Annotated in this window: 18 protein-coding genes; 12 read left to right on the top strand and 6 right to left on the bottom strand. The window is 57.1% G+C overall.

Annotated elements, in window-relative coordinates; genetic code table 11:
- Positions 1–229: 229 nt before the first annotated feature.
- From ureC to INT20_RS18240, 5 genes are all read right to left on the bottom strand, one after another.
- Positions 230–1,945, bottom strand: coding sequence for an urease subunit alpha (gene ureC, locus INT20_RS15625; RefSeq protein WP_192538639.1), 1,716 nt, complete (start codon positions 1,943–1,945; stop codon positions 230–232).
- Entirely contained in the window at positions 1,942–2,262 is a 321-nt protein-coding gene (locus tag INT20_RS15620; protein ID WP_172117035.1) for an urease subunit beta, read from the bottom strand. Before INT20_RS15620 ends, ureC begins: the two co-directional genes overlap by 4 nt.
- Positions 2,263–2,314: 52 nt before the next feature.
- On the bottom strand, positions 2,315–2,617 hold the full coding sequence (locus INT20_RS15615; protein WP_172116959.1) for an urease subunit gamma: 303 nt from the start codon (positions 2,615–2,617) through the stop codon (positions 2,315–2,317).
- A 22-nt stretch (positions 2,618–2,639) separates the two neighbouring features.
- Positions 2,640–3,515: an urease accessory protein UreD gene (locus INT20_RS15610; RefSeq protein ID WP_192538640.1), complete on the bottom strand. Its 876-nt coding sequence runs from the start codon at positions 3,513–3,515 to the stop codon at positions 2,640–2,642.
- A 403-nt stretch (positions 3,516–3,918) separates the two neighbouring features.
- Complete coding sequence (locus INT20_RS18240) at positions 3,919–4,122, bottom strand: hypothetical protein (protein WP_253926969.1); 204 nt, start codon at positions 4,120–4,122, stop codon at positions 3,919–3,921.
- 213 nt (positions 4,123–4,335) lie between these two features.
- Between INT20_RS18240 and INT20_RS15600 the strand changes: the two genes are divergently transcribed.
- The 6 genes from INT20_RS15600 to INT20_RS15575 all read left to right on the top strand — a co-directional run bounded on the left by INT20_RS15600 (position 4,336) and on the right by INT20_RS15575 (position 12,163).
- Entirely contained in the window at positions 4,336–6,525 is a 2,190-nt protein-coding gene (locus INT20_RS15600) for a TonB-dependent receptor domain-containing protein (RefSeq protein WP_193057258.1), read from the top strand.
- An 84-nt stretch (positions 6,526–6,609) separates the two neighbouring features.
- The gene (locus INT20_RS15595) at positions 6,610–7,980 is read left to right on the top strand and encodes a PepSY-associated TM helix domain-containing protein (protein WP_192538642.1); all 1,371 of its coding nucleotides are present in this window, start codon (positions 6,610–6,612) and stop codon (positions 7,978–7,980) included.
- A gap of 398 nt (positions 7,981–8,378) precedes the next feature.
- Positions 8,379–9,353, top strand: a complete 975-nt coding sequence (locus INT20_RS15590; protein WP_192538643.1) for a metal ABC transporter solute-binding protein, Zn/Mn family — start codon at positions 8,379–8,381, stop codon at positions 9,351–9,353.
- 15 nt (positions 9,354–9,368) lie between these two features.
- Positions 9,369–10,151, top strand: coding sequence for a metal ABC transporter ATP-binding protein (locus tag INT20_RS15585; RefSeq protein ID WP_087110711.1), 783 nt, complete (start codon positions 9,369–9,371; stop codon positions 10,149–10,151).
- A gap of 3 nt (positions 10,152–10,154) precedes the next feature.
- Complete coding sequence (locus INT20_RS15580; RefSeq protein ID WP_192538644.1) at positions 10,155–11,246, top strand: metal ABC transporter permease; 1,092 nt, start codon at positions 10,155–10,157, stop codon at positions 11,244–11,246.
- Positions 11,243–12,163 carry a metal ABC transporter permease gene (locus tag INT20_RS15575; RefSeq protein WP_087110707.1) on the top strand — a complete coding sequence of 307 codons (921 nt, stop codon included), beginning with the start codon at positions 11,243–11,245 and terminating at the stop codon, positions 12,161–12,163. The genes INT20_RS15580 and INT20_RS15575 overlap by 4 nt, the downstream gene beginning before the upstream one ends.
- A 63-nt stretch (positions 12,164–12,226) precedes the next feature.
- On the opposite strand, the gene INT20_RS15570 is transcribed toward INT20_RS15575, so the two are convergent.
- Positions 12,227–12,844 carry a TetR/AcrR family transcriptional regulator gene (locus INT20_RS15570; RefSeq protein WP_192538645.1) on the bottom strand — a complete coding sequence of 206 codons (618 nt, stop codon included), beginning with the start codon at positions 12,842–12,844 and terminating at the stop codon, positions 12,227–12,229.
- A gap of 201 nt (positions 12,845–13,045) precedes the next feature.
- Here INT20_RS15570 and INT20_RS15565 point away from each other — a divergent pair, with 201 nt between their 5' ends.
- From INT20_RS15565 to INT20_RS15540, 6 genes are read left to right on the top strand one after another with little or no spacing between them, the layout of a single operon-like run.
- Positions 13,046–14,848: an ABC transporter ATP-binding protein gene (locus INT20_RS15565; protein ID WP_087110703.1), complete on the top strand. Its 1,803-nt coding sequence runs from the start codon at positions 13,046–13,048 to the stop codon at positions 14,846–14,848.
- 2 nt (positions 14,849–14,850) lie between these two features.
- Positions 14,851–16,611, top strand: a complete 1,761-nt coding sequence (locus tag INT20_RS15560; protein ID WP_225733845.1) for an ABC transporter ATP-binding protein — start codon at positions 14,851–14,853, stop codon at positions 16,609–16,611.
- Positions 16,611–17,552, top strand: coding sequence for an ABC transporter permease (locus INT20_RS15555; RefSeq protein WP_087110699.1), 942 nt, complete (start codon positions 16,611–16,613; stop codon positions 17,550–17,552). The genes INT20_RS15560 and INT20_RS15555 overlap by 1 nt, the downstream gene beginning before the upstream one ends.
- Positions 17,552–18,499, top strand: a complete 948-nt coding sequence (locus tag INT20_RS15550; protein WP_087110697.1) for an iron chelate uptake ABC transporter family permease subunit — start codon at positions 17,552–17,554, stop codon at positions 18,497–18,499. The genes INT20_RS15555 and INT20_RS15550 overlap by 1 nt, the downstream gene beginning before the upstream one ends.
- Positions 18,496–19,272 (top strand): iron ABC transporter ATP-binding protein, encoded by a 777-nt coding sequence (locus INT20_RS15545; protein ID WP_087110694.1) that lies wholly within the window; start codon positions 18,496–18,498, stop codon positions 19,270–19,272. The genes INT20_RS15550 and INT20_RS15545 overlap by 4 nt, the downstream gene beginning before the upstream one ends.
- Positions 19,269–20,240 carry a siderophore ABC transporter substrate-binding protein gene (locus tag INT20_RS15540; protein WP_172116955.1) on the top strand — a complete coding sequence of 324 codons (972 nt, stop codon included), beginning with the start codon at positions 19,269–19,271 and terminating at the stop codon, positions 20,238–20,240. Before INT20_RS15545 ends, INT20_RS15540 begins: the two co-directional genes overlap by 4 nt.
- Positions 20,241–20,318 lie beyond the last annotated feature (78 nt).

The following is a 20,318-nucleotide window of genomic DNA, read 5'->3' as shown; positions in this document are numbered from 1 at the left end:
CCCCTGTAGGAGCAGCTTCAGCTAGCGATGCAGTGCGCAGCGCTGCCGGGGTTGGTGGCTAACACCATGCACCGCGCCCCGCCACCCAAGGGCGGCTACGCCGCCATCGCCGAGTGAACTCAGCTCCTACCGGTTAAAGTGCATGCACCCCCCGCCGGAGTAGCTCACACACCCCCTGTAGGAGTAGCTTCAGCTAGCGATGCAGTGCGCAGCACTGCCGGGGTTGCATCTAAAACAGGTGATAGCGCTGGGCCAGCGGCAGCTCGGTGGCGGGCTCGCAGGTCAAAAGCTCGCCGTCGCAGCGCACTTCATAGGTCTGCGGGTCCACGGTCAGCTCGGGGCAGGCGTCGTTGAGCTTCATATCCTTCTTGCGCACCCCACGGACGTTCTTGCACGCGGCAAGCGCACTCTGAAGTCCCAAGCGCTCCTTGAGGCCTGCATCAATCGCCGCCTGGCTGACAAAATTGAGCCGAGTTTGGCTGGCCGCGCGGCCAAAAGCGCCGAACATGCGCCGATAATGCACCGGCTGGGGCGTGGGGATTGAGGCGTTGGGATCGCCCATGGGGGCAGCAGCAATCATCCCGCCTTTCAATATCAACGAGGGCTTCACACCGAAAAACGCCGGCTTCCAGAGCACTAAATCCGCCAGTTTACCCACTTCAATAGAGCCCACCTCATGAGCGATACCGTGAGTAATTGCCGGGTTGATGGTGTATTTGGCGATATAGCGCTTGGCACGCAGGTTATCGGCACCCAAGGCTTCGTCTTCAGGTAGCAAGCCACGCTGTACTTTCATCTTGTGCGCGGTTTGCCAAGTGCGGCAGACCACTTCGCCTACCCGTCCCATTGCCTGAGAGTCGGAGGCGATCATCGAGATCACGCCCAAATCGTGCAGGATATCTTCGGCGGCAATCGTTTCACGGCGAATGCGTGAGTCGGCAAATGCCACGTCTTCGGGAATGTTGGGGTCCAAGTGGTGGCAGACCATGAGCATATCCAGATGCTCATCAATAGTATTCACCGTGTAGGGCCGCGTGGGGTTAGTGGATGACGGCAGCACGTACTCTTTGGAACACGCAGTGAGGATATCCGGCGCGTGCCCGCCGCCCGCGCCTTCAGTGTGGTAGGTGTGAATGCCGCGCTCTTTAAACGCCGCCAAAGTGTCTTCCACAAAGCCCGATTCGTTAAGCGTGTCGGTGTGAATGGCTATCTGCACGTCATAACGCTCGGCCACGCTCAGGCAGGTATCAATCGAGGCGGGCGTCGTGCCCCAGTCTTCGTGAAGCTTGAGGCCCATGGCGCCTGCTTCCAGCTGGGCTTCCAAAGCTTCCGGCAGGCTGGCATTACCTTTACCCAGCAGGCCGATGTTCATGGGCAGGTCATCCACTGCCTGAAGCATTTTGCCAAGGTGCCACGCGCCCGGCGTACAGGTGGTGGCATTCGACCCGGTGGCCGGACCGGTGCCGCCGCCCAGCATGGTAGTGACACCGCTCATCAGCGCTTCGTCTACCTGCTGGGGACAGATAAAGTGGATATGCGCGTCGATGCCACCTGCGGTCAGGATCTTGCCTTCGCCCGAGATAATTTCAGTGCCGGGGCCAATCACGATATCTACATCGGGCTGCACGTCAGGGTTGCCCGCTTTGCCAATCGCAGCAATACGTCCGTTCTGTAGCCCCACATCGGCTTTGACGATGCCCCACCAGTCGAGAATCAGCGCGTTAGTGATGACGGTGTCCATGACGGTTTCATCGTTACGTTGGCTCTGACCCATGCCATCGCGGATCACCTTGCCGCCGCCGAATTTGACCTCGTCGCCATAGTGGGTGGCATCTTTTTCAACCTCGATCCACAGCTCGGTATCGCCCAGGCGCACCCGGTCGCCTACCGTGGGGCCGTACATATCGGCGTAGGCCTGCCGACTAATCTTGTTACCCGGTTTCATTGTTTATCTCCGTCCAGCGGTCCCATTACCTCGCCACGAAAGCCATAGATTTCCCGCTTACCCACAAACGGAATCAGCGTGACTTCACGGGTCTGGCCAGGTTCAAAGCGGATCGCGGTACCTGCGGCGACATCAAGGCGAAAACCGCGGGTCTTGTCGCGATCAAACACGAGCGCCGGGTTGGCCTCGGCAAAGTGGTAGTGGGAGCCGAGCTGAATCGGTCGGTCGCCGGTGTTCGCCACGTCTACCGTGATGCGCTCGCGGCCTACGCACAGCTCGATATCACCCTCTTTTAACTGATACTGTCCTGGAATCATTGGGCCGGGAATCATGGCAGCCTCCTGATGGCTGATTGCTGGTTGCTGATAACTAGTTGATAGGCGTATGAACAGTCACGAGTTTCGTACCATCCGGGAAAGTGGCTTCGACCTGAACTTCGTCGACCATTTCAGCCACGCCTTCCATCACGTCATCACGGCCAAGAATCTCGCGCCCGTAGCTCATCAAATCAGCCACACTGCGACCATCCCGGGCACCTTCGATAATCTCGAAACTGATCAGCGCGACCGCTTCGGGATAATTGAGCTTTAATCCTCGCGCTTTGCGCCGCTCGGCAAGCTGGGCGGCGGAAAACAGCAACAGCTTGTCTTTATCTCTTGGGGTTAATTCCATAGAGCGTCTCCAACAGAGTCGATTAAGTTAACCAAATACGCGGAATATGGGCCTCACGCTCAATCCAGCGCGGGCGCAGCAATTTCCAGGCCTGTTCGCACAACGCCCAGGCTTCATTTCGCGAGTTACCCAGATAGCGCAGCAATAAAACGCCCTGGCGCACCGTTACCGCCCAGCGTGGATTATCCGGCAGGGCATTACGCAACTCCTCAATCGCCGCTGGCGCATCACTCATTCCCACCGCCCAAAGCGTGGCCTGCACCGTAGCGCCGCCCTGCCCCCAGCGTCCCGTAAAGCGCGGGTGTAACGGGTCTAACGGCTGGCGTTCTAGCCATAGCGGCTTGCCATCCAGCGTCAAACGAAAAAACTGTTCAATGCGCCCTGACAAGTACGGCAACTCGCTCGCGGGGCGACCCAAGGCCATGACTTCCCAGCCTAAACAGCGAGCACTACCATGAAGATCAATATGCGTACGCTGTTCACCTTTAGAGCCATCAAAGGCAATGGTTTCCTGAGGTAGCCACTCAAGCGTTGCGCTATCGGCGACCTCAAGCTCGGTACACTGGCTCCAGGCAACCCCCTGGCTGTCAGCCTTATAAAGCTTATTCGCCGCGGGGGTAGTCAGCAGGGCATGTGCGCCTTGCTCGACGTGCGCCTTGATGGTGAGCGCATCGCCGCTGACCAATCCTCCGGGTGGGTGCAGCACGTAGATATGGCACGCCTCCTGGCGGCCTTCAGGATAAAACGGCCGCTGGACCCGAAGTGGCCCCTGGTGACGTGCCTGGATTAACCGCGTAGCGCCATCGCGCTTGGCAAAACGCAGCGCCAGTGAGGCCGCCCAGTGGCGTTCCTGATCAAAGCGGTGGCCGGACGGTGTAGCGAGTTCGCGCAAGGTCATGGAAGACGATCGCATCCTTTTGAATAGGTCATAGCCTTTCAAATGCAAGGAATGCGCCAAAATGGTGAAAAGTGGACTTTTACTATCGCTGCAAAGTTTTAGCCGTCATAACCCATCAGCACTAACGGCTTTTTGCACCAAAAAAGATCATTAAAAGGGTCGGCCGCACCAAAAAGAACAAGTAGTTAACCGCCCCTTGTGTGTCAAAAGACCACACGCCCAACACTTCTTATTTGGGAACTTTCCGATACTATTGGGCCATCCTCCGTCAACAGCTTGTCTGTTGCCCACCAAGGTAGATGGCTTCGTGCAGTTACAATGCTCAGCAAACAAGCTCTGGTATCGCATTGCGCTTTGTATGGCGTTTGTGGCGATGCAGCTGCTGTTAGTTGGGCCGCTGATTTCACAGTATCAGTCCGATGGGCAACATCACGCACATCACGAAGCTAGTCATCACTCTAACCATCAAGGCGGCGGTCATCATCAACATACTGCCCCTCAAGCAAACCACCACCATGCGGGCCATGCTGATGAAGTAGAACCGATATTTAACTGGTTCCACCAATGTGGTTACTGTGCCATCTGGCAACAGTTCCCAACGGCGCATACCTCTCTCCCTCCGATCAGCTTACAAGCGTTTATTACGCATAATAAGCTGCTGACGCAACCGACGCAGGCTATAAAGTCCTGTGATAACTACCCCCACGCGCTAACGCGCGCTCCGCCCTTTTTTCGGATCGTGTAACGCCACATCGTCAGCCTTTTTAGCCTGAAGTTTGCTTCTGGCTGGCGTCTGTCTACACCCAAAAAAGGGATCATCATGCCGCATCTAACTATTGGGCATGGCGTCGTTACGCCTGCCCGCTTAAAAAAACGTTTTCAACGACACGTACTGACATTAAGCGTCGCTGCCGCATCGAGCGTTGTTGCTCAAGGCGTATGGGCACAGGCGACTGCCGCTCACCACGAGCATCATCATGCGTTAAACACGATGGTCGTGACCGCTGTACCGCTAAGCTCACCGCTCACGGTGGAAACCGACCCGCGTATACCGCGGCAACCGGCCCCTGCCAGCGACGGCGCCGACTATCTTCAGACCATCCCTGGGTTCTCTGCCATTCGCAATGGCGGCACCAACGGTGACCCGGTGTTCCGTGGCATGTTTGGCTCACGTCTTCGCGTGCTGACCAATGGCAGCCAAATGCTAGGCGCCTGCCCGGCAAGAATGGATGCGCCTACGTCTTATATCTCACCTGAAAATTACGACAGCCTCACCGTCACCAAAGGGCCGCAGTCCGTTCTGTGGGGCCCCGGCGCTTCAGCGGCAACGGTGCGCTTTGACCGCGGCCCGGAGGAGTTCGATGAAGCCGGTGTGCGAGTGGATGGCAGCGTCATGCTGGGTACCTATGGGCGCTTTGATCGCCGCATTGATGCCGCTTTAGGCAATAAAGACGGCTACCTGCGCATTACCGGCAATCAATCCGAAGCTAATGACTATCAGGATGGCGATGGCAACGCCGTGCCCTCGTTATGGGATAAGTGGAACGGTGACATAGCGCTTGGATGGACACCCGACAACGATACCTGGCTTGAAGTCACCGCAGGCCGAGGAGACGGCGAAGCGCGCTATGCCGGGCGAGGTATGGATGGCAGCAAATTTCTGCGCGAAACCGTGGGCATCCGTTTTCAGCGCGAGAATTTAGGTGAACACTGGAAACGTCTGGAAATGCAGGCCAACTATGCCTATGCCGACCATATTATGGATAACTTCACGCTGCGCTCACCGGGCAGCATGGACATGGGTGGTGGCATGGACATGGGCAGCGGCATGGACATGGGTGGTGGCATGGACATGGGCGGCGGCATGGACATGGGTGGTGGCATGGACATGGGCAGCGGCATGGATATGGATGGCGGTATGGACATGAGTGACGGCATGGCCATGCGGCTAGACCGTCGCACCCGCAGCGCGCGCGTCGCATCAACGTGGGAGTGGGAAAACACCACGTGGACGGCCGGTGTCGATGTCGAGCATCAGGTACATCGCAATCTGGATGGCGAACACTGGCAGCCCGACTACGAGCAGACCCAGTTTGGCGCCTTCAGCGAAGTCACCCGTTTTATCGATGAACGTGACCGTCTTATTGGCGGCGCCCGCGTAGACCGCTATCGCGTCAGTGACGAAAGCCTGGACACAGCTACCGCAGGCCTCACCCGCCGCGACACTCTGCCCAGCGCTTTTATCCGCTATGAGCAGGATTTAGCCTCAGCACCGGTCACCTGGTATGCCGGGGTCGGGCATGTGGAACGCTTTCCCGATTACTGGGAATTGAGCTCTAGTCAGGCAGGTCCGGCCGGTAGTTTGAATGCCTTTGGCGGTGTTCAACCCGAAAAAACTACCCAGCTGGATATCGGCGCGCAGTACAACGACCAGCGCTTAAGCGCATGGGTGTCCGGGTATGCAGGATACGTTCACGATTTCATCTTGTTTGATTACAACACCGCGGGCATGAGCGGTACTCAAATCGATAACATTGATGCTCAGATTGCGGGTGCCGAAGTGGGCGCTAGCTATCAACTAACCGACAACTGGGTAAGCAATGCCTCGCTGGCCTATGCCTGGGGGCGAAATGCCAACGACGATGAGGCATTACCACAGATCCCACCGCTGGAAGCCAAGGTCGGCCTGTCCTATGCACACGATGACTACTCTGTGGGTGGCCTATGGCGTGGTGTTGCGGCACAAAACCGTATTGCGCTCGAAAAAGGCAATGTCGTCGGCCAGGATCTGGAATCGTCGTCAGGCTTCGGGGTGTTCTCGCTTAACGGCGCCTATCAAGCAAGCAACCACCTAACGCTAAGTGTGGGGGTGGATAACGTTTTCGATACCACCTACACCGAACACTTGAATCTAGCGGGTAATGCGGCCTTTGGCTATCCCGCTGATTTGGATCGCGGCATTAATGAGCCTGGCCGCATGGTGTGGGCACGGGCCGACTTCAGTTTCTGATTCACTCAGGTGCTCAGTAGAGCACCTGTTTACCCTTACCGCTTAAACCACCAGGCTAGATGCTTGGTGGTCTGGAGAGACTTCATGTCGACCACGTCACCCCCACAAGAAGGTCAACGCAAGACCTTCGACCTTTATCGCGCCGTTTGGCGCTGGCACTTTTACGCAGGCTTACTGGTTCTGCCGTTCATGATCACCCTGGCAATTACTGGGGGCCTTTATCTTTTCAAGGACGAACTGGATGCACTCATACACGCTGATGTGAAGCGCGTAGCCGTTCAAGAGGCGACGCTCCCTCCCTCTACGCTGGTAAGCGCAGCCCTTACGGCTCACCCTGGCACTGCCGTAAAATTCACCGACCCCGCCACGCCGAAAAGCTCGGCGGAGATCACAGTGAATACTGCCTCGGGCGAGCGGTTAGCCGTTTACGTCAATCCGTATACTGCCAATGTGCTGGGGGCGCTGGATGACCGCGGCACGGTGATGTGGACCGTTCGCTATCTGCACAGTTTGAAATACTTTGGACCTACAGCGCGCAAACTGATTGAAATAGCCGGCGGCTGGGCAACCCTGCTAGTGCTCACCGGCATTTACCTCTGGTGGCCACGGCGTAAAGGCAAAGGCGGCGTGATTAGCGTGCGCGGCAAGCCAAAAAGCCGCGTGTTCTGGCGTGATCTGCATGCCGTGCTGGGTATTTTTGTCGGTGGGTTTATCGTCTTTCTGGCGATCACCGGAATGCCTTGGTCGGGCGTGTGGGGCGCGCAGGTTAATCAGTGGGCTAACGGTAACAATTTCGGCTACCCCTCTGGTGTGCGCGTTGAAGTGCCCATGTCGGAAGCGCGTTTAAACGCGCAAAGCCCGACAAACTGGTCACTCGAACAGGCACAAATTCCAGAATCCACACAGGGACCAGGCCAGGCAACGAGCATTGGCCTTGACGGCGCTGTCGCCATCTTCGATGAGCTGGGATTGCATCATGGCTATGCGGTCAGCCTGCCCACCACAGAGACCGGCGTGTACACCGGATCAGTCTATCCTAATGACCTTAGCCAACAGCGCGTGGTGCATCTTGATCAGTACAGCGGCGAGCGCTTGATCGACATGAGCTACTCCGATTACGGGCCCCTGGGTCGCTGGTTGGAATTTGGTATCAACGTGCATATGGGCCAGCAGTTTGGTCTGGCCAACCAACTGCTCTTTTTGACCGTGTGCGTGGCGATTATCCTGCTGGCGGTATCGGCCGCAGTAATGTGGTGGAAGCGCCGCCCCTCACGCGCAATGGGCGTACCGCCACTACCGGCAGACAAACGCGTTTTCCGGGGTCTGATTGCCATTCTGGCGATAGGCGGATTGATTTTCCCGCTGGTAGGCGCGTCGTTGATCGTCATGCTGCTGCTTGATTGGCTGATTGTGCGCCCGCTCCAGGAGCGGAGGCTGGTTAACCAGCCAAGGTAACACCTCAGTTTCTATCACTCCCTCTTTCTGGCCCCCTTGGGGCCAGAAGCTCAGGTTTATCTAAATCTCAATTTACGCCTCTCGCTCTATCTTTCCCGCTACTCACACGCGCCACAGAATAGCCACTATCGGTATGCCTTCAAGTATCGAACGATGCCAGCGCAAGACCCGTTGATGCCTTGGCCAACTAAAGCGATACATTAATAGCGCATTTGCGCTTATTGCCTCATAAACTCATGCCTATTTCAGTCTACCTCAGCACGTTTATCCGCTTGACATTAAATTATTTGCGCCACAAACTTAGCCGAGGCTATACTTGTTTCCACAGCGCAAAATGATTACACGGAGTAACACTGCTTCGTCTACTATCTACCTCATGTCGAGTCTGGAGCTTAATAATGGCAACAAAACATGCTGTGATTCTATTGGGAATGCTGCCTTTCAGTACCTTGGCAGCGGCTGATGAAACGCCCCTCAACGTGGTGGCAACCATTGGCATGATTGCCGATGTGGCACAGGAGGTAGGCGGCGAATGCGTTAGCGTCCAGGCCATGATGGGCCCCGGGATCGACCCGCATCTTTTCCAGGCCAGCGCCAGCGATGTTTCGCTGTTGCGCGGCGCCGAACAGATTCTTTACTCGGGCTACGCCCTGGAAGGCCAGCTGGGTTCGGTGCTGGAAAATTTCTCTTCGCGCACCCCGACGCTTGCTGTCGCGCCCTCTTCGATCGACCCTTCATCGCTGATTACCGCGCAGGATATCTACGGCATCGATCCGCACCTGTGGATGGATGTTTCGCTTTGGGCGCAAACGCTGCCGACGCTAAGCGATACCTTTATTGGAGCGCGCCCCGACTGCGCGGATACTATTGAAGCCAACACCGAGCGCTACCAGACCGAACTGTTGGCGCTCCACAAGTGGGTCAAGGAGAGTATCGCGACCATTCCCGAGAGTCAGCGCGTGCTGGTGACCGCCCACGATGCGTTTAGCTACTATGGGCGCGCCTACGATATCGACGTTGAAGGTATTCAAGGCATCAGCACCGAAACCGAAACCGGCATTGCCGATATCCGCAACATGGCGACGAGTGTGGTAGAGCGCGACGTACCGGCGGTGTTCGTTGAAAGCACCATCAATCCGCGCACCGTCCAGGCGGTGATCGACGCGGCCAAGCAGCGTGGCCATGACGTTGTGGTTGGCGGCGAGCTTTATTCCGACGCCATGGGCGATGACGGTACCGTCGACGGCACCTATATGGGTATGATCTACCGCAATACCCAGCATATCGTTAACGCACTCGGCGGCACACTTTCCCCACTGCCCGATGAGCTCAATGACTGGGCAAGCGAGTGGCAGCTCGACCAACAGGGATAGAAGGGCATACTCTCGATGGTAACATCTGCAAGTGCCGAGCCCGCTCTCAGCATCAACAATTTGACCGTGAGCTATCATAATCAGCCCGTGCTTTGGGATATCAATCTCGATATCCCGGCGGGCGTGATGGCGGGAATTGTCGGCCCCAACGGCGCAGGCAAAAGCACGCTGATCAAAAGCCTTTTAGGGCTGGTGCCATCGCTTTCCGGCGAGGTGCTGGTGCACGGCAAGCCTTATGCCGCCCAGCGCAAGCGGGTGGGCTACGTGCCCCAGCGCTCGAGCGTGGATTGGGACTTTCCCACCACCGCGCTCGATGTGGTGACCATGGGCCTTTACGGGCGCCTTGGCTGGTTCAAGCGCCCCGGGCGCCGAGAACGTAAAGAGGCGATGGACGCGCTCGACATGGTCAGCATGAGCGAGCTTGCCCACCGCCAGATCAGCCAGCTTTCCGGCGGCCAGCAACAACGCGTGTTTCTGGCCCGCGCACTGGTGCAACAGGCCGACGTTTACTTTCTGGACGAACCCATGGCCGGGGTCGATGCCACCACCGAACGGGCGATCATCGATATACTGCGCCGCCTGCGTGATGCGGGAAAGACGCTTATCGTCGTCCACCACGATCTGCAAACTGTCGGTACCTACTTCGACTGGCTATTGCTACTGAACGTGCGCGTGATTGCCAGTGGCGACGCCAAAGACGTTTTCAAGATCGACAACCTCCGCCAGGCCTACGGCGGCCAGATCGCGCTGCTGGGTGACCACGAGTCATTAACGTTTCCCGCCTCAAAAGTGACCTGACCCATGCAGTGGCTCGAACTTCTATCGGATTATACCTTTCAAAACGTGGTGATCGGCGCCTCGCTTCTGGGCCTGATCAGCGGCCCCTTGGGCTGCTTTGCGGTGCTGCGCCGTCAAAGCCTGCTGGGCGACGCCATCTCCCACGCGGCTCTTCCGGGAATATGCCTGAGCTTCATCATTACCGGCAGCCGCGATATTGGCGGCATCATGATCGGCTCGCTTGCTACCGGCTCTCTTGCAGCGCTGATCATGCTGCTGCTCACCCGCAAAAGCCGCCTGAAAACCGATGCGGGGCTAGGCGTTTGCCTGAGCCTCTTCTTTGCCGTTGGTATCGTGCTGCTCACCTACATTCAAGGCACCAGCAACGCCGCCCAGGGCGGGCTCGAGGCCTTTTTATTCGGCCAGGCCGCCGCCACGCTGCGCTCGGATCTGTGGGTGATGGGTGGCGTGACGCTGGTAACGCTTTCGCTGCTCGCCGCCTTCTGGAAGCAGGCCAAGCTGGTCACGTTCGACGCCGAGTACGCCCGAACGCTTGGCATGCCCGCCACGGCCATCGAGGCGACACTGACCGCCATGGTCGCACTGGCGGTGGTGGTCGGCTTGCAGATGGTCGGCGTCATTTTGATGGCGGCGATGATCGTTGCCCCGGCGGCGGCCGCGCGCCAGTGGAGCCGCCACCTGGGCACCATGCTTGCCATCGCGGCGGGCGTGGGTATCGTCAGCGGAGTCTCCGGCGCGACGATCAGCACGCTGTCGCGCGGGCTTGCTACCGGCCCGCTGATCGTACTAACCGCCACGGCCATCGTGCTGCTGTCGCTGGCGCTGGCGCCAGGGCGCGGGCTTTTATGGGGCATCATGAAACACTACCGCCAGAAAGCCGAGCTTCAAAAACGCCAGCTTCTCTACACGCTATATAAACACCCGGCCCGGCCTGCATCACGGCGTTTATCGCTGAGCGCACGGCTCACCCTTGCCCTGTTAAAACGCCAAGGCTACCTGACCCGCTCACAAGGTGAAGCGGACTGGGGGCTGACGACAACAGGGCAGGCAAAAGCGCGCCAGGTGGTCGCCACGTTCGAGGAGGTCGCGCCATGATCGCAGAGCTTCTCAACAGTACCGCGCTTCCCATCATTCTGGTCGGCGCCATGGTGGGTATCGCCTCATCAGCGGTGGGCACGTTTTTGGTGCTGCGCGGCAACAGCATGCTGTCGGATGCCATCAGCCATTCGATCGTGTTCGGCATCGTGATCGTCTGGATACTGACCAAGCAGCAGAGCGGGCCGGTGCAGCTCATCGGCGCCGCGCTGACCGGGCTTTTGACAGTATTTCTCACCGAGGCGCTGGCCAATACCAAGCGGGTGAAGCAGGACGCCGCCATCGGACTGGTGTTCCCAGCACTCTTCTCCATTGGCGTGTTACTACTCAATATCTACGCCCACGACGTGCATATCGACACCCACACCGTGCTGTTGGGTGAAATCGGGTTTGTCTGGCTGGATACCGTCGAGCTTTTCGGCCTGCCGATTCCCCAGGCGCTGGTCTCGATGAGCGTAATGACGCTGCTCAACTACGCGTTTATCGGGCTCTTCTATAAAGAGCTGAAGCTCGCCACCTTCGATCCCGCGCTGGCCAAAACCTTTGGCTTCATGCCGACGATCCTGTTCTATGTACTTTTGATGCTGACCAGCTCCACCGCCGTGGCGGCCTTCGACGCCGTGGGGGCGGTGCTGTTCATCGCCTTTGCCATTGTTCCCGCCTCCGCCGCCTATTTGCTGACTGACCGCCTGTGGATGATGTTCATTTTCGGCGCGCTGATCTCGATCGCCTCGAGCATTTCCGGCTATTTCCTCGCGGTGCATTTCAACGTCTCCATCGGTGGCATGATGGCGGTAATGACCGGCGTATTTCTGATACTGGCCTTTTTGGGCGGGCCGCGCTACGGGCTGATTACCCAAATGCTGAAGCGCCGCCGGGCGCGGCAGGCGCCGATGGAGCCGCCTTCATTGTTTTGAAAGGCTAAACGCCAGACCAGGGCGCCACTTGCAACGACGAAGACGCACGCTTTTATAAAGGCCCTATCCACGTGAGCGCTCGTTCAGTATTACTAGCGCACCAGTAATAAGCGCTCGCATACCTTCCTCTAATTCCGCCTCCATTTCGGCCTCCTCCAGGCCGCGGCTCGCCCCCTCGACAGGCTCTTTCCCCACTACCGAATAAATCGTATCGGCGACGGAAAAGCATTGAAAAGCTATGGTCGCCAGAAGCCAGCGAGCTTGCTCCTGGGAGATATCATAAACCTCAGCAATATGGTTTTGATGTGCACGATTTTTTTCAATCATGGGCTGAGTGGCAGCCAAGCGACGGATCACATAGGGCGTTAATCCTGGGTGAGCTTTGACAAACTCGCTTATCGATGCGGCAAAAGTGGATAGATACTCTTTCAATTCCCCGGGCGCATCATTGGAAGCTCGTGGAATATTCCAACGTTGAAATATTTCTTCGGCCACTAAGCATTTCAGCGCCTTTAAATTGGGCACATGCTTATAAAGCGCCATATGGCTGATGCCTAGCGCGCTGGCCACCCCGACAAAGGTGATGTTGGGTAGGCCGATTTCGATACCCGCATTCGCAATACGCTCAAGCGTGATGGTAGGCGGCCGCCCGCGTGCTTTAACTGGCTGTTGCGTGGTCATATTGCATCCTTAATCGCTGACGTTCCTTATCTAGCCACTCACTCACTTTAGGGTCAATTAGTTGATTGGCATGCAATTATATTAATTAGTTTATTGCCATGAAACTAATTATCTATTAGCCTATTTAAACGCGACTAATTCTCGTTACAAACTACTGCTATGCAGGTTCGATAATCCCCTATGGCCGAGTCATAACGCTTCATGAGCACGCACGATACATCGAGATCCCAAGGTAAGAGCCCCATCAGCCAAGTGTTGGCCCCTATACGCACACGGCTTTTTGCCGCGGCAATGCTGGCGGGCATCGGCACGATATTAACGATGGTGCCGCTTGCCGGTATGGCACATATCGCCAAGATTCTTGTGTCTGATCCAGGCGCCGCCTGGGAGTTATCAACCGCCAGCATGCGTGAAATTGGCTGGGTGGTAGCAGCCAGCATCGTGAGCCTCTTTGTCGGCATGGGGTGCATGTTTCTCGGCGAGCTGGTAGCGCACCTGGCGGATAACAAACTCACCTACCAGCTACGCTTGGCTGTTATGCGACGCTTGTCCCAAGCACCGCTTGGCTGGTTTACCAGCCGCGCATCCGGCGACGTAAAACAGGCGATGCAAGACGATATTGCGACGCTGCACAGCCTGACCGCGCACTTTTACACGGCGGTAGGACGCGCGTTTGGCGCCTTACTGATCTCGGTGGTCTACCTGATCATGCTGGATTGGAAAATCGCCGTTATTACGTTACTGCCTCTTCCCGGTTTCTTTCTTTTCCTGCGCCGACTCATGCAAGCCAGCAAAGCCAATATGGGTGAGTTTATTGCCCAGCTTGAGCGCATGAATAACGCCATTAATGAATTTGTCTGCGGCATTCCCGTCGTCAAGGCCTTCGGTACGACCGGACAAGCCTATCGTGGCTACCAAGCAGCAGTGGATAGCTTTGCCCATGCATTTGAGCAATTTACCCGCCCTCTGGTCGCTTCTATGGCACATGTTCATGCGATGGTGACAACGGTGACGATATTGGGACTGGCGCTCACGGTTGGCATATTTTGCGTCGCCAACGGCTGGTCAGAACCGGTCGATCTGTTGCCATTCATTCTAGTAGCCCCCGGTATCTGTGCTCCGTTACTGCTGCTGCATACCTTGCTGCACGACTTAGGCAGTGCCGTTGGCGCCGCCCAACGCGTCATGGCACTGCTTGAAACGCCGGTATTGCCATCAATCCCCTCCAGTGAGTGCCAGCTCCCCAACGATCATGAAGTTCGCTTTGAAAATGTCAGTTACGTCTATAACAATGCCCAAAACGGGCTATCGAACCTGCACTTTACTCTTGCACCTGGCAGCGTTACGGCGATTGTTGGCCCTTCGGGGGCAGGCAAATCCACCCTGGCACGCCTGATGCTGCGCTTTTTTGACCCCACCCATGGGCGCATTACGTTAGGCGGGGTGGATCTGCGCCATCTTGAGATGTCAACGCTCTACCAGCGGATTGGTTTTGTTCTGCAGGACGTGCGTCTGATCCATGCCAGCATTCGAGACAACATTGCGTTGGGCCGCCCTTCGGCCAGCCAACAGGAAATCGAGGATGCCGCTCGCGCGGCGAATATTCACGAACGTATCGCCGCACTCCCTAACGGCTATCGATCGATGGTTGGCGAGGATATTCAACTGTCAGGTGGCGAGCAACAGCGCGTCAGTATTGCCCGCGCCATGTTACTTGATCCGCCTCTATTGGTGCTGGACGAGCCGACAGCAGCGGTTGACGCCAGCAATGAGCTGGCCATCCAGCAGGCTCTGTCGCGTTTAACCCGGGGGCGGACGCTTGTGATTATTTCGCATCACCTAAAGTCGATCATCCACGCCGACCATATTCTGGTACTCGATGGCGGCACGGTTGCTGAGCAAGGCAATCACGACCAGCTACTGGCCAGCAATGACCTTTATGCTCGCCTTTGGGCACTGGAAGAGAAAACAAACTCACTGGAATCGAAGGTGGCAGCGTGCTGAAAATGCTCAATCAACTGCTTGGCGAAGACACCGCGCTCTTGCGTCGCTATCTCGGTCTGGTCACTGTCTATGGTGTGCTAAGCGGTCTGACCATCTTGGCCCTTATCCCTCTTCTCTATTACCTCCTGATTGGCCAACTCAGTGTGGCCACCACATGGCTAGTAGTGCTGCTTTTCGGCATCCTAATCTGTTGGGGAGTGCGATGGCACGTGGAGCAGGCAGGCGTCCGTGTCGGCGTCGCCATCTTGCAGTCGGGCCGCCATCGCCTTGGCGAACACGTGATCCATCTGCCGGTTGGCTGGTTTACCGCGACAAATACCGCGCGCCTTAGCCATGTAACCACGCAGGGTATGATGGCGGTGGCCCAGCTTCCTGCTCACGTCTTTACACCGGTGATCAGCGGGCTTGTCACGCCTATCGTTCTCCTTGCCGCGCTATTGGTGTTGCATGCACCGCTGGGCATTGCGGCGCTGGTCGCGCTGCCGCTACTTTTGGGGGTTTTATTACTCACCGCCAAGCTTGCCCAGCATGCCGACAGGGCCTTCCAGCAACACTTTTCTGATACCAGTCAGCGCATGGTCGAGTTCGCCAGTGCCCAGACAGTCTTACGCGCCTTTAGTGGGAACAACCACAGCACACGCTTCTTAGAACAGGCCATGGAACAACAGCACCGCTCGGGAACAAGGCTGGCTTGCCTATCGGCACTTTCGGCGCTGCTCAATGCCTGGGCAGTGCAGACAGTCTTTGCCGTGCTGCTGATCGTCACAACCCTGTGGATCAATACGCTTTTGGAAGGATCACTGACGGCAGCGAGCATTATAAGCGTCATCATTGCGCTGGTACTGGTAAGCCGGTTCGTCGAACCGCTGCTGGACATCGCTCAACACAGCGACATTTTGCGTAGTGCAAGGGGGCAACTCGAAGAGATCCAGGCGATTTTCGACGCTGCCCCCCTAACCGAGCCAACGGTCCCTCAGCCACCGCGCGATGCCTCCATCGAATTGAGAGCCGTCCGCTTTCGCTATGCGCCGCATGAGCCCGACGTGCTCAACGGGGTTAGCCTATCTATCACGCCCGGTAGCATGACCGCATTGATCGGTGAGTCAGGTTCAGGCAAGACCACTCTGGCGCGCCTGGTCGCGAGATTTTTCGATGCAGATCACGGTAGTGTGCTCGTCGGCGGCGTGGACGTCCGCGATATGTCTAGTACCCAGCTGGCGGATCACGTCAGCCAGATCTTCCAGGAGAGCTACCTGTTTGCCGGCAGCATTGCTGACAATATTCGCTTTGGCCATCCCGACGCCAGCGATGCCGACCTGATGGACGCCGTGCGTCTGGCCGGTGTCATCGAGATCGTCGAACGCCTGCCCCAAGGATTGGACACACCAGTGGGCGAGGGAGGCGCCCGCCTTTCCGGCGGCGAACGGCAGCGTATCGCCATCGCCCGAGCACTCATTAAGAATGCGCCCATTCTGCTGGTGGATGAAGCGACTGCCGCACTGGATGCGGAAAATCAAGCCATCATTACCCAGGCGCTGGTGCGACTGAGAGGCCAACGTACGCTATTGGTGATCGCCCACCAACTCTCTACGGTGAGCATGGCTGATCAGATCATCGTGCTAGATGACGGACGCATCATTGAGCAAGGCGCGCCCGATGAACTGCTCGCTCAGCAGGGGCGATACGCCACGTTTCTTGACCAACGCCAAACCACCAAAGGGTGGCGCATCACCCCGGATAAAACGGGAGAAACCTCACAGTGATGCGCGTGTATCTGCCTCTCCTGTTTGTATTGCTGTGCGGGATGTCATTACTGACAGGCGCGCGGCAGATAAGCGGGTACCAACTTATCACCCTGTCAGATGATGCTTGGTTGACGTTGACGGCCAGCCGACTGCCGCGCCTGATCACGGTGTCCTTGACCGGAGTGGGCCTCGCGATTTGCGGTGTGATTTTGCAGCATATCGTGCGCAATAAGTTCGTGGAGCCCGCCACCTCGGGTGGGCTTGATGCCGCCAAACTGGGCATTCTCGTATCGCTGTCTCTAATGCCTACGGCTGGCGCTGGATCACGAATGCTTGCAGCCCTGCTCTTCTGCTTCGCTGCGAATGTTGTCTTTATCGCTATCGTTCGCCGCATCAAGTTCACCAACACGGTACTGGTTCCCGTCATCGGTTTGATGTACGGCGGCGTGCTAAGCGCCCTAGCCGAGTTCTACGCCTACCGCCATAACATCCTGCAAAGCATGCAGGGCTGGCTGCTGGGAGATTTTTCAAAGATCGTCCAGGGCCATTACGAAATCATCTACCTAATCCTGCCGGTCGTTGTGCTCGCCTACGTCTACGCTCATCGCTTCACGGTGCTGGGCATGGGCGAAGACATGGCGACGAGTTTAGGCGTGAACTATCTCGTCACCTCCGCCATTGGGCTGATGCTGGTGGCCATTACTGTCTCGGTCACGGTCATCGCGGTGGGCGCCATCCCCTTTGTCGGATTAGTGGTTCCCAATCTGGTAGCGCTCTACTACGGCGATAACCTGGCTCGCACCCTACCCGCCGTAGCACTGTCGGGGGCAACACTGCTGCTGGTCTGCGACATTGCGGGACGCCTGCTGATCTATCCCTTTGAAGTGCCCATCGGCTTAACGTCGGCTTGTGTCGGAGGCGTGCTGTTTCTGATCCTGATTGTCAGGAGGGCACAGTGATGACTATCAAAGCTCGCCACACCGTTTGGGCGGCCGTGATCGCTCTTGCGCTCGCTTTTGTCTTTGTACGCTCCGGTTTCGACTTCGAGTATGTGATACCGAAACGACTTGAGCGCTTGGCCACCATGGTGATCGGTGGCATTTGTGTCGCCTGGTCCGCCATTACGTTTCAGAGCCTTACCGGTAACCGGATATTAACGCCTGCCATCATGGGCTATGAGGCCGTCTATCTGCTGTTTCAGGCCCTGTTGATGCTGGTGCTGGGCACCCACAGTCTGATGGTGCTCGGCGAGCATGGCAACGCCGCACTCTCGGTCCTGCTGATGCTTGGCTACTCCTGGACGCTGCATCGATGGCTGTTTAGAGACGGCAGAGACAATGTCTATTTCCTGCTGCTGGTAGGACTGGTACTGACAATGGTCATTACCACTTTCACACAGTTCGTTCAGCTCAAAATGAGTCCAGGCGAGTTTTCCATTCTGATGGGTTACAGCCAAGCCGCTTTCGGTAACGCCAGCACCACACAACTGCTATACGCCACACTGATCGTGGCCGCGATTTGTCTGGTGGGACTGAAAAGCCTCCCAATGCTAGATGTGCTCTTGCTGGGCAGAGAGCAGGCCATGTCACTTGGCATCGATTATCGACGCTGCGTGCAACACCAGCTCTTTCTGATCGCCTCGCTGGTGGCTGTATCGACCAGCCTGCTTGGCCCCACGGCGTTCATGGGCATTTTCGTGGCCAATACGGCCTATGCGCTTGCAGGCACTTACCGTCATCGGGTCACGCTACCGGTGGGTTGTGCCCTCGCCATCGCCCTTTTCATCCTCGCCCAACTGCTGGTCGAACATCTCTTCAACTACACAACCACCGTCGGCATCCTCGTCAACCTCGTATGTGGGGCTTACTTCCTGTCGCTGATGGTGCGTACGCGAGGCGCAGCATGATCACGGTTCAAGACCTTCATAAAACCTACGGCGACCGTTCGGTGCTATCGGCGATCAATCTCTGCTTTCCATCAGGTCAGTTGACGTCCCTGGTGGGCCCCAACGGCGCGGGTAAGACGACGCTTCTGATGATGCTCGCGAGACTACTTAAGCCCTCTCGGGGGGATATTCGACTCGACGGCTCCCAGGTAACGCGCATTCCCATCAGCGAGTATGCCAGGCAGGTGGCCACGCTACGCCAGACGCCTGAGTTCAACCTACGCCTGACCGTCGAGGAGTTGGTCGCCTTTGGCCGCTTTCCCTATAGCCGTGGCACACTCACTCGGCACGACCATCGTGTGATTGACGACGCCCTGTCGTTTCTATCGCTGACGGCACTACGCGGTGCTTATCTGAACGAGCTCAGCGGCGGCCAACGCCAGATGGCGTTCCTGGCCATGACCATTGCACAGCAAACCGATTACCTGCTGCTCGACGAGCCACTGAATAACCTCGATATCAAACATGCCGTTCAGATCATGCAGGCTCTTCGCCGTCTCTGCGACGAGCATGGACGAACGGTCATCCTGGTCGTTCATGACATCAACTTTGCCGCCAACTACTCCGATTACATCGTCGCCATGAAGGATGGGGAAGTGCACTGCGATGGCAACGTCACCGACGTCATCACCGAACGGCGCTTGAGTGAGCTTTACGGACTGAAGTTCGACATCGCCCATAACGAACGCGGTTATCTATGTAATTACTTCAAGCCCTCAGGAAACCTGGAATGAAACGATCTCTAAACAACCGCTTGGCACGCCTTCTCCCACTCGCCTTGGTGGCGTTGCTACAAGGGTGCGATCAGCCCTCAGCCAACAATATGTCCGCACAGGAGGCCATAACACCGATCACGATTCACCACGCGCTGGGAAGCACCGTGATCGATCACCGTCCACACCGGGTAGCGGCATTAGACATGAATGAAGTCGATTTTCTGGATCAGTTGGACGTTCCGGTGGTGGGCATGCCAAAGGACTTTATTCCCCATTTTCTGGAGAAGTATCGAGACGACCCGACGATTGAAGATCTGGGCGCTATCGTACGCCCTAACCTTGAGCGAGTGCATCGCGCTAACCCTGACCTCATTCTTATGACGTCGTTACAGGCCAACGACTATAACGAGCTGACTCAGATCGCACCCACGCTGCACTTTGACGTGGATTACCGCAACAGTCAGACCAACCACATTGACGTTGTCATGGATCATCTCATGGATCTTGGGCAGATCTTTGGCAAACAGAAATTGGCCCGTCAGCGGGCAGCCGAGCTGGTTCATACCGTCGAGGAGGTCCGGCGTGTTACCCAAGGCCGCCCTGAGAAAGCCCTTATCCTGCTGCATAATAATGGGGCCTTCCACTCCTTTGGCGTGCAGTCACGCTACGGCTTCATCTTCACTGAATTCGGCGTTGCCCCCGCCGCTCCCGACATCGATACCGGCCTGCACGGCCAGCCGGTTTCTAGCGAATTCATCCAGCAGGCCGACCCCGACATCATCTATGTCGTGGATCGTACTGCCGTAATGGAGCACCGGCCCACCATGAGTACCGACAGCCTGGCCAACCCCCTATTACGCCAAACTAACGCCTGGCGAAATGACCGGGTGGTCTTTGTCGACCCCGAAGCCTGGTATGTCACCGCCGCCAGCGTCAGCGCTCTGGCGATCATCGCGGATGACATTATCGACGGCTACCGGCACTAGCAGACCATAGCACTAAAGCACTAAAGCACCTAAAAAAACGCTTTCATCGACTGCTTCAATGCGCCTTTTAACAGGCGC

This window comes from Halomonas citrativorans (assembly GCF_014898005.1).
Classification (GTDB): Bacteria; Pseudomonadota; Gammaproteobacteria; order Pseudomonadales; family Halomonadaceae; genus Vreelandella; species Vreelandella citrativorans.
Note: the sequence above shows the minus strand (reverse complement) of the source record. Positions and strands in the feature narration are given on the sequence as shown.

Coding starts and splice junctions, on each gene's coding strand:
- ureC (WP_192538639.1), bottom strand. CDS start 1,945: ATGAAACCGGGTAACAAGATTAGTCGGCAGGCCTACGCCGATATGTAC.
- INT20_RS15620 (WP_172117035.1), bottom strand. CDS start 2,262: ATGATTCCAGGACAGTATCAGTTAAAAGAGGGTGATATCGAGCTGTGC.
- INT20_RS15615 (WP_172116959.1), bottom strand. CDS start 2,617: ATGGAATTAACCCCAAGAGATAAAGACAAGCTGTTGCTGTTTTCCGCC.
- INT20_RS15610 (WP_192538640.1), bottom strand. CDS start 3,515: ATGACCTTGCGCGAACTCGCTACACCGTCCGGCCACCGCTTTGATCAG.
- INT20_RS18240 (WP_253926969.1), bottom strand. CDS start 4,122: ATGCGCCGTTGGGAACTGTTGCCAGATGGCACAGTAACCACATTGGTG.
- INT20_RS15600 (WP_193057258.1), top strand. CDS start 4,336: ATGCCGCATCTAACTATTGGGCATGGCGTCGTTACGCCTGCCCGCTTA.
- INT20_RS15595 (WP_192538642.1), top strand. CDS start 6,610: ATGTCGACCACGTCACCCCCACAAGAAGGTCAACGCAAGACCTTCGAC.
- INT20_RS15590 (WP_192538643.1), top strand. CDS start 8,379: ATGGCAACAAAACATGCTGTGATTCTATTGGGAATGCTGCCTTTCAGT.
- INT20_RS15585 (WP_087110711.1), top strand. CDS start 9,369: ATGGTAACATCTGCAAGTGCCGAGCCCGCTCTCAGCATCAACAATTTG.
- INT20_RS15580 (WP_192538644.1), top strand. CDS start 10,155: ATGCAGTGGCTCGAACTTCTATCGGATTATACCTTTCAAAACGTGGTG.
- INT20_RS15575 (WP_087110707.1), top strand. CDS start 11,243: ATGATCGCAGAGCTTCTCAACAGTACCGCGCTTCCCATCATTCTGGTC.
- INT20_RS15570 (WP_192538645.1), bottom strand. CDS start 12,844: ATGACCACGCAACAGCCAGTTAAAGCACGCGGGCGGCCGCCTACCATC.
- INT20_RS15565 (WP_087110703.1), top strand. CDS start 13,046: ATGAGCACGCACGATACATCGAGATCCCAAGGTAAGAGCCCCATCAGC.
- INT20_RS15560 (WP_225733845.1), top strand. CDS start 14,851: ATGCTCAATCAACTGCTTGGCGAAGACACCGCGCTCTTGCGTCGCTAT.
- INT20_RS15555 (WP_087110699.1), top strand. CDS start 16,611: ATGCGCGTGTATCTGCCTCTCCTGTTTGTATTGCTGTGCGGGATGTCA.
- INT20_RS15550 (WP_087110697.1), top strand. CDS start 17,552: ATGACTATCAAAGCTCGCCACACCGTTTGGGCGGCCGTGATCGCTCTT.
- INT20_RS15545 (WP_087110694.1), top strand. CDS start 18,496: ATGATCACGGTTCAAGACCTTCATAAAACCTACGGCGACCGTTCGGTG.
- INT20_RS15540 (WP_172116955.1), top strand. CDS start 19,269: ATGAAACGATCTCTAAACAACCGCTTGGCACGCCTTCTCCCACTCGCC.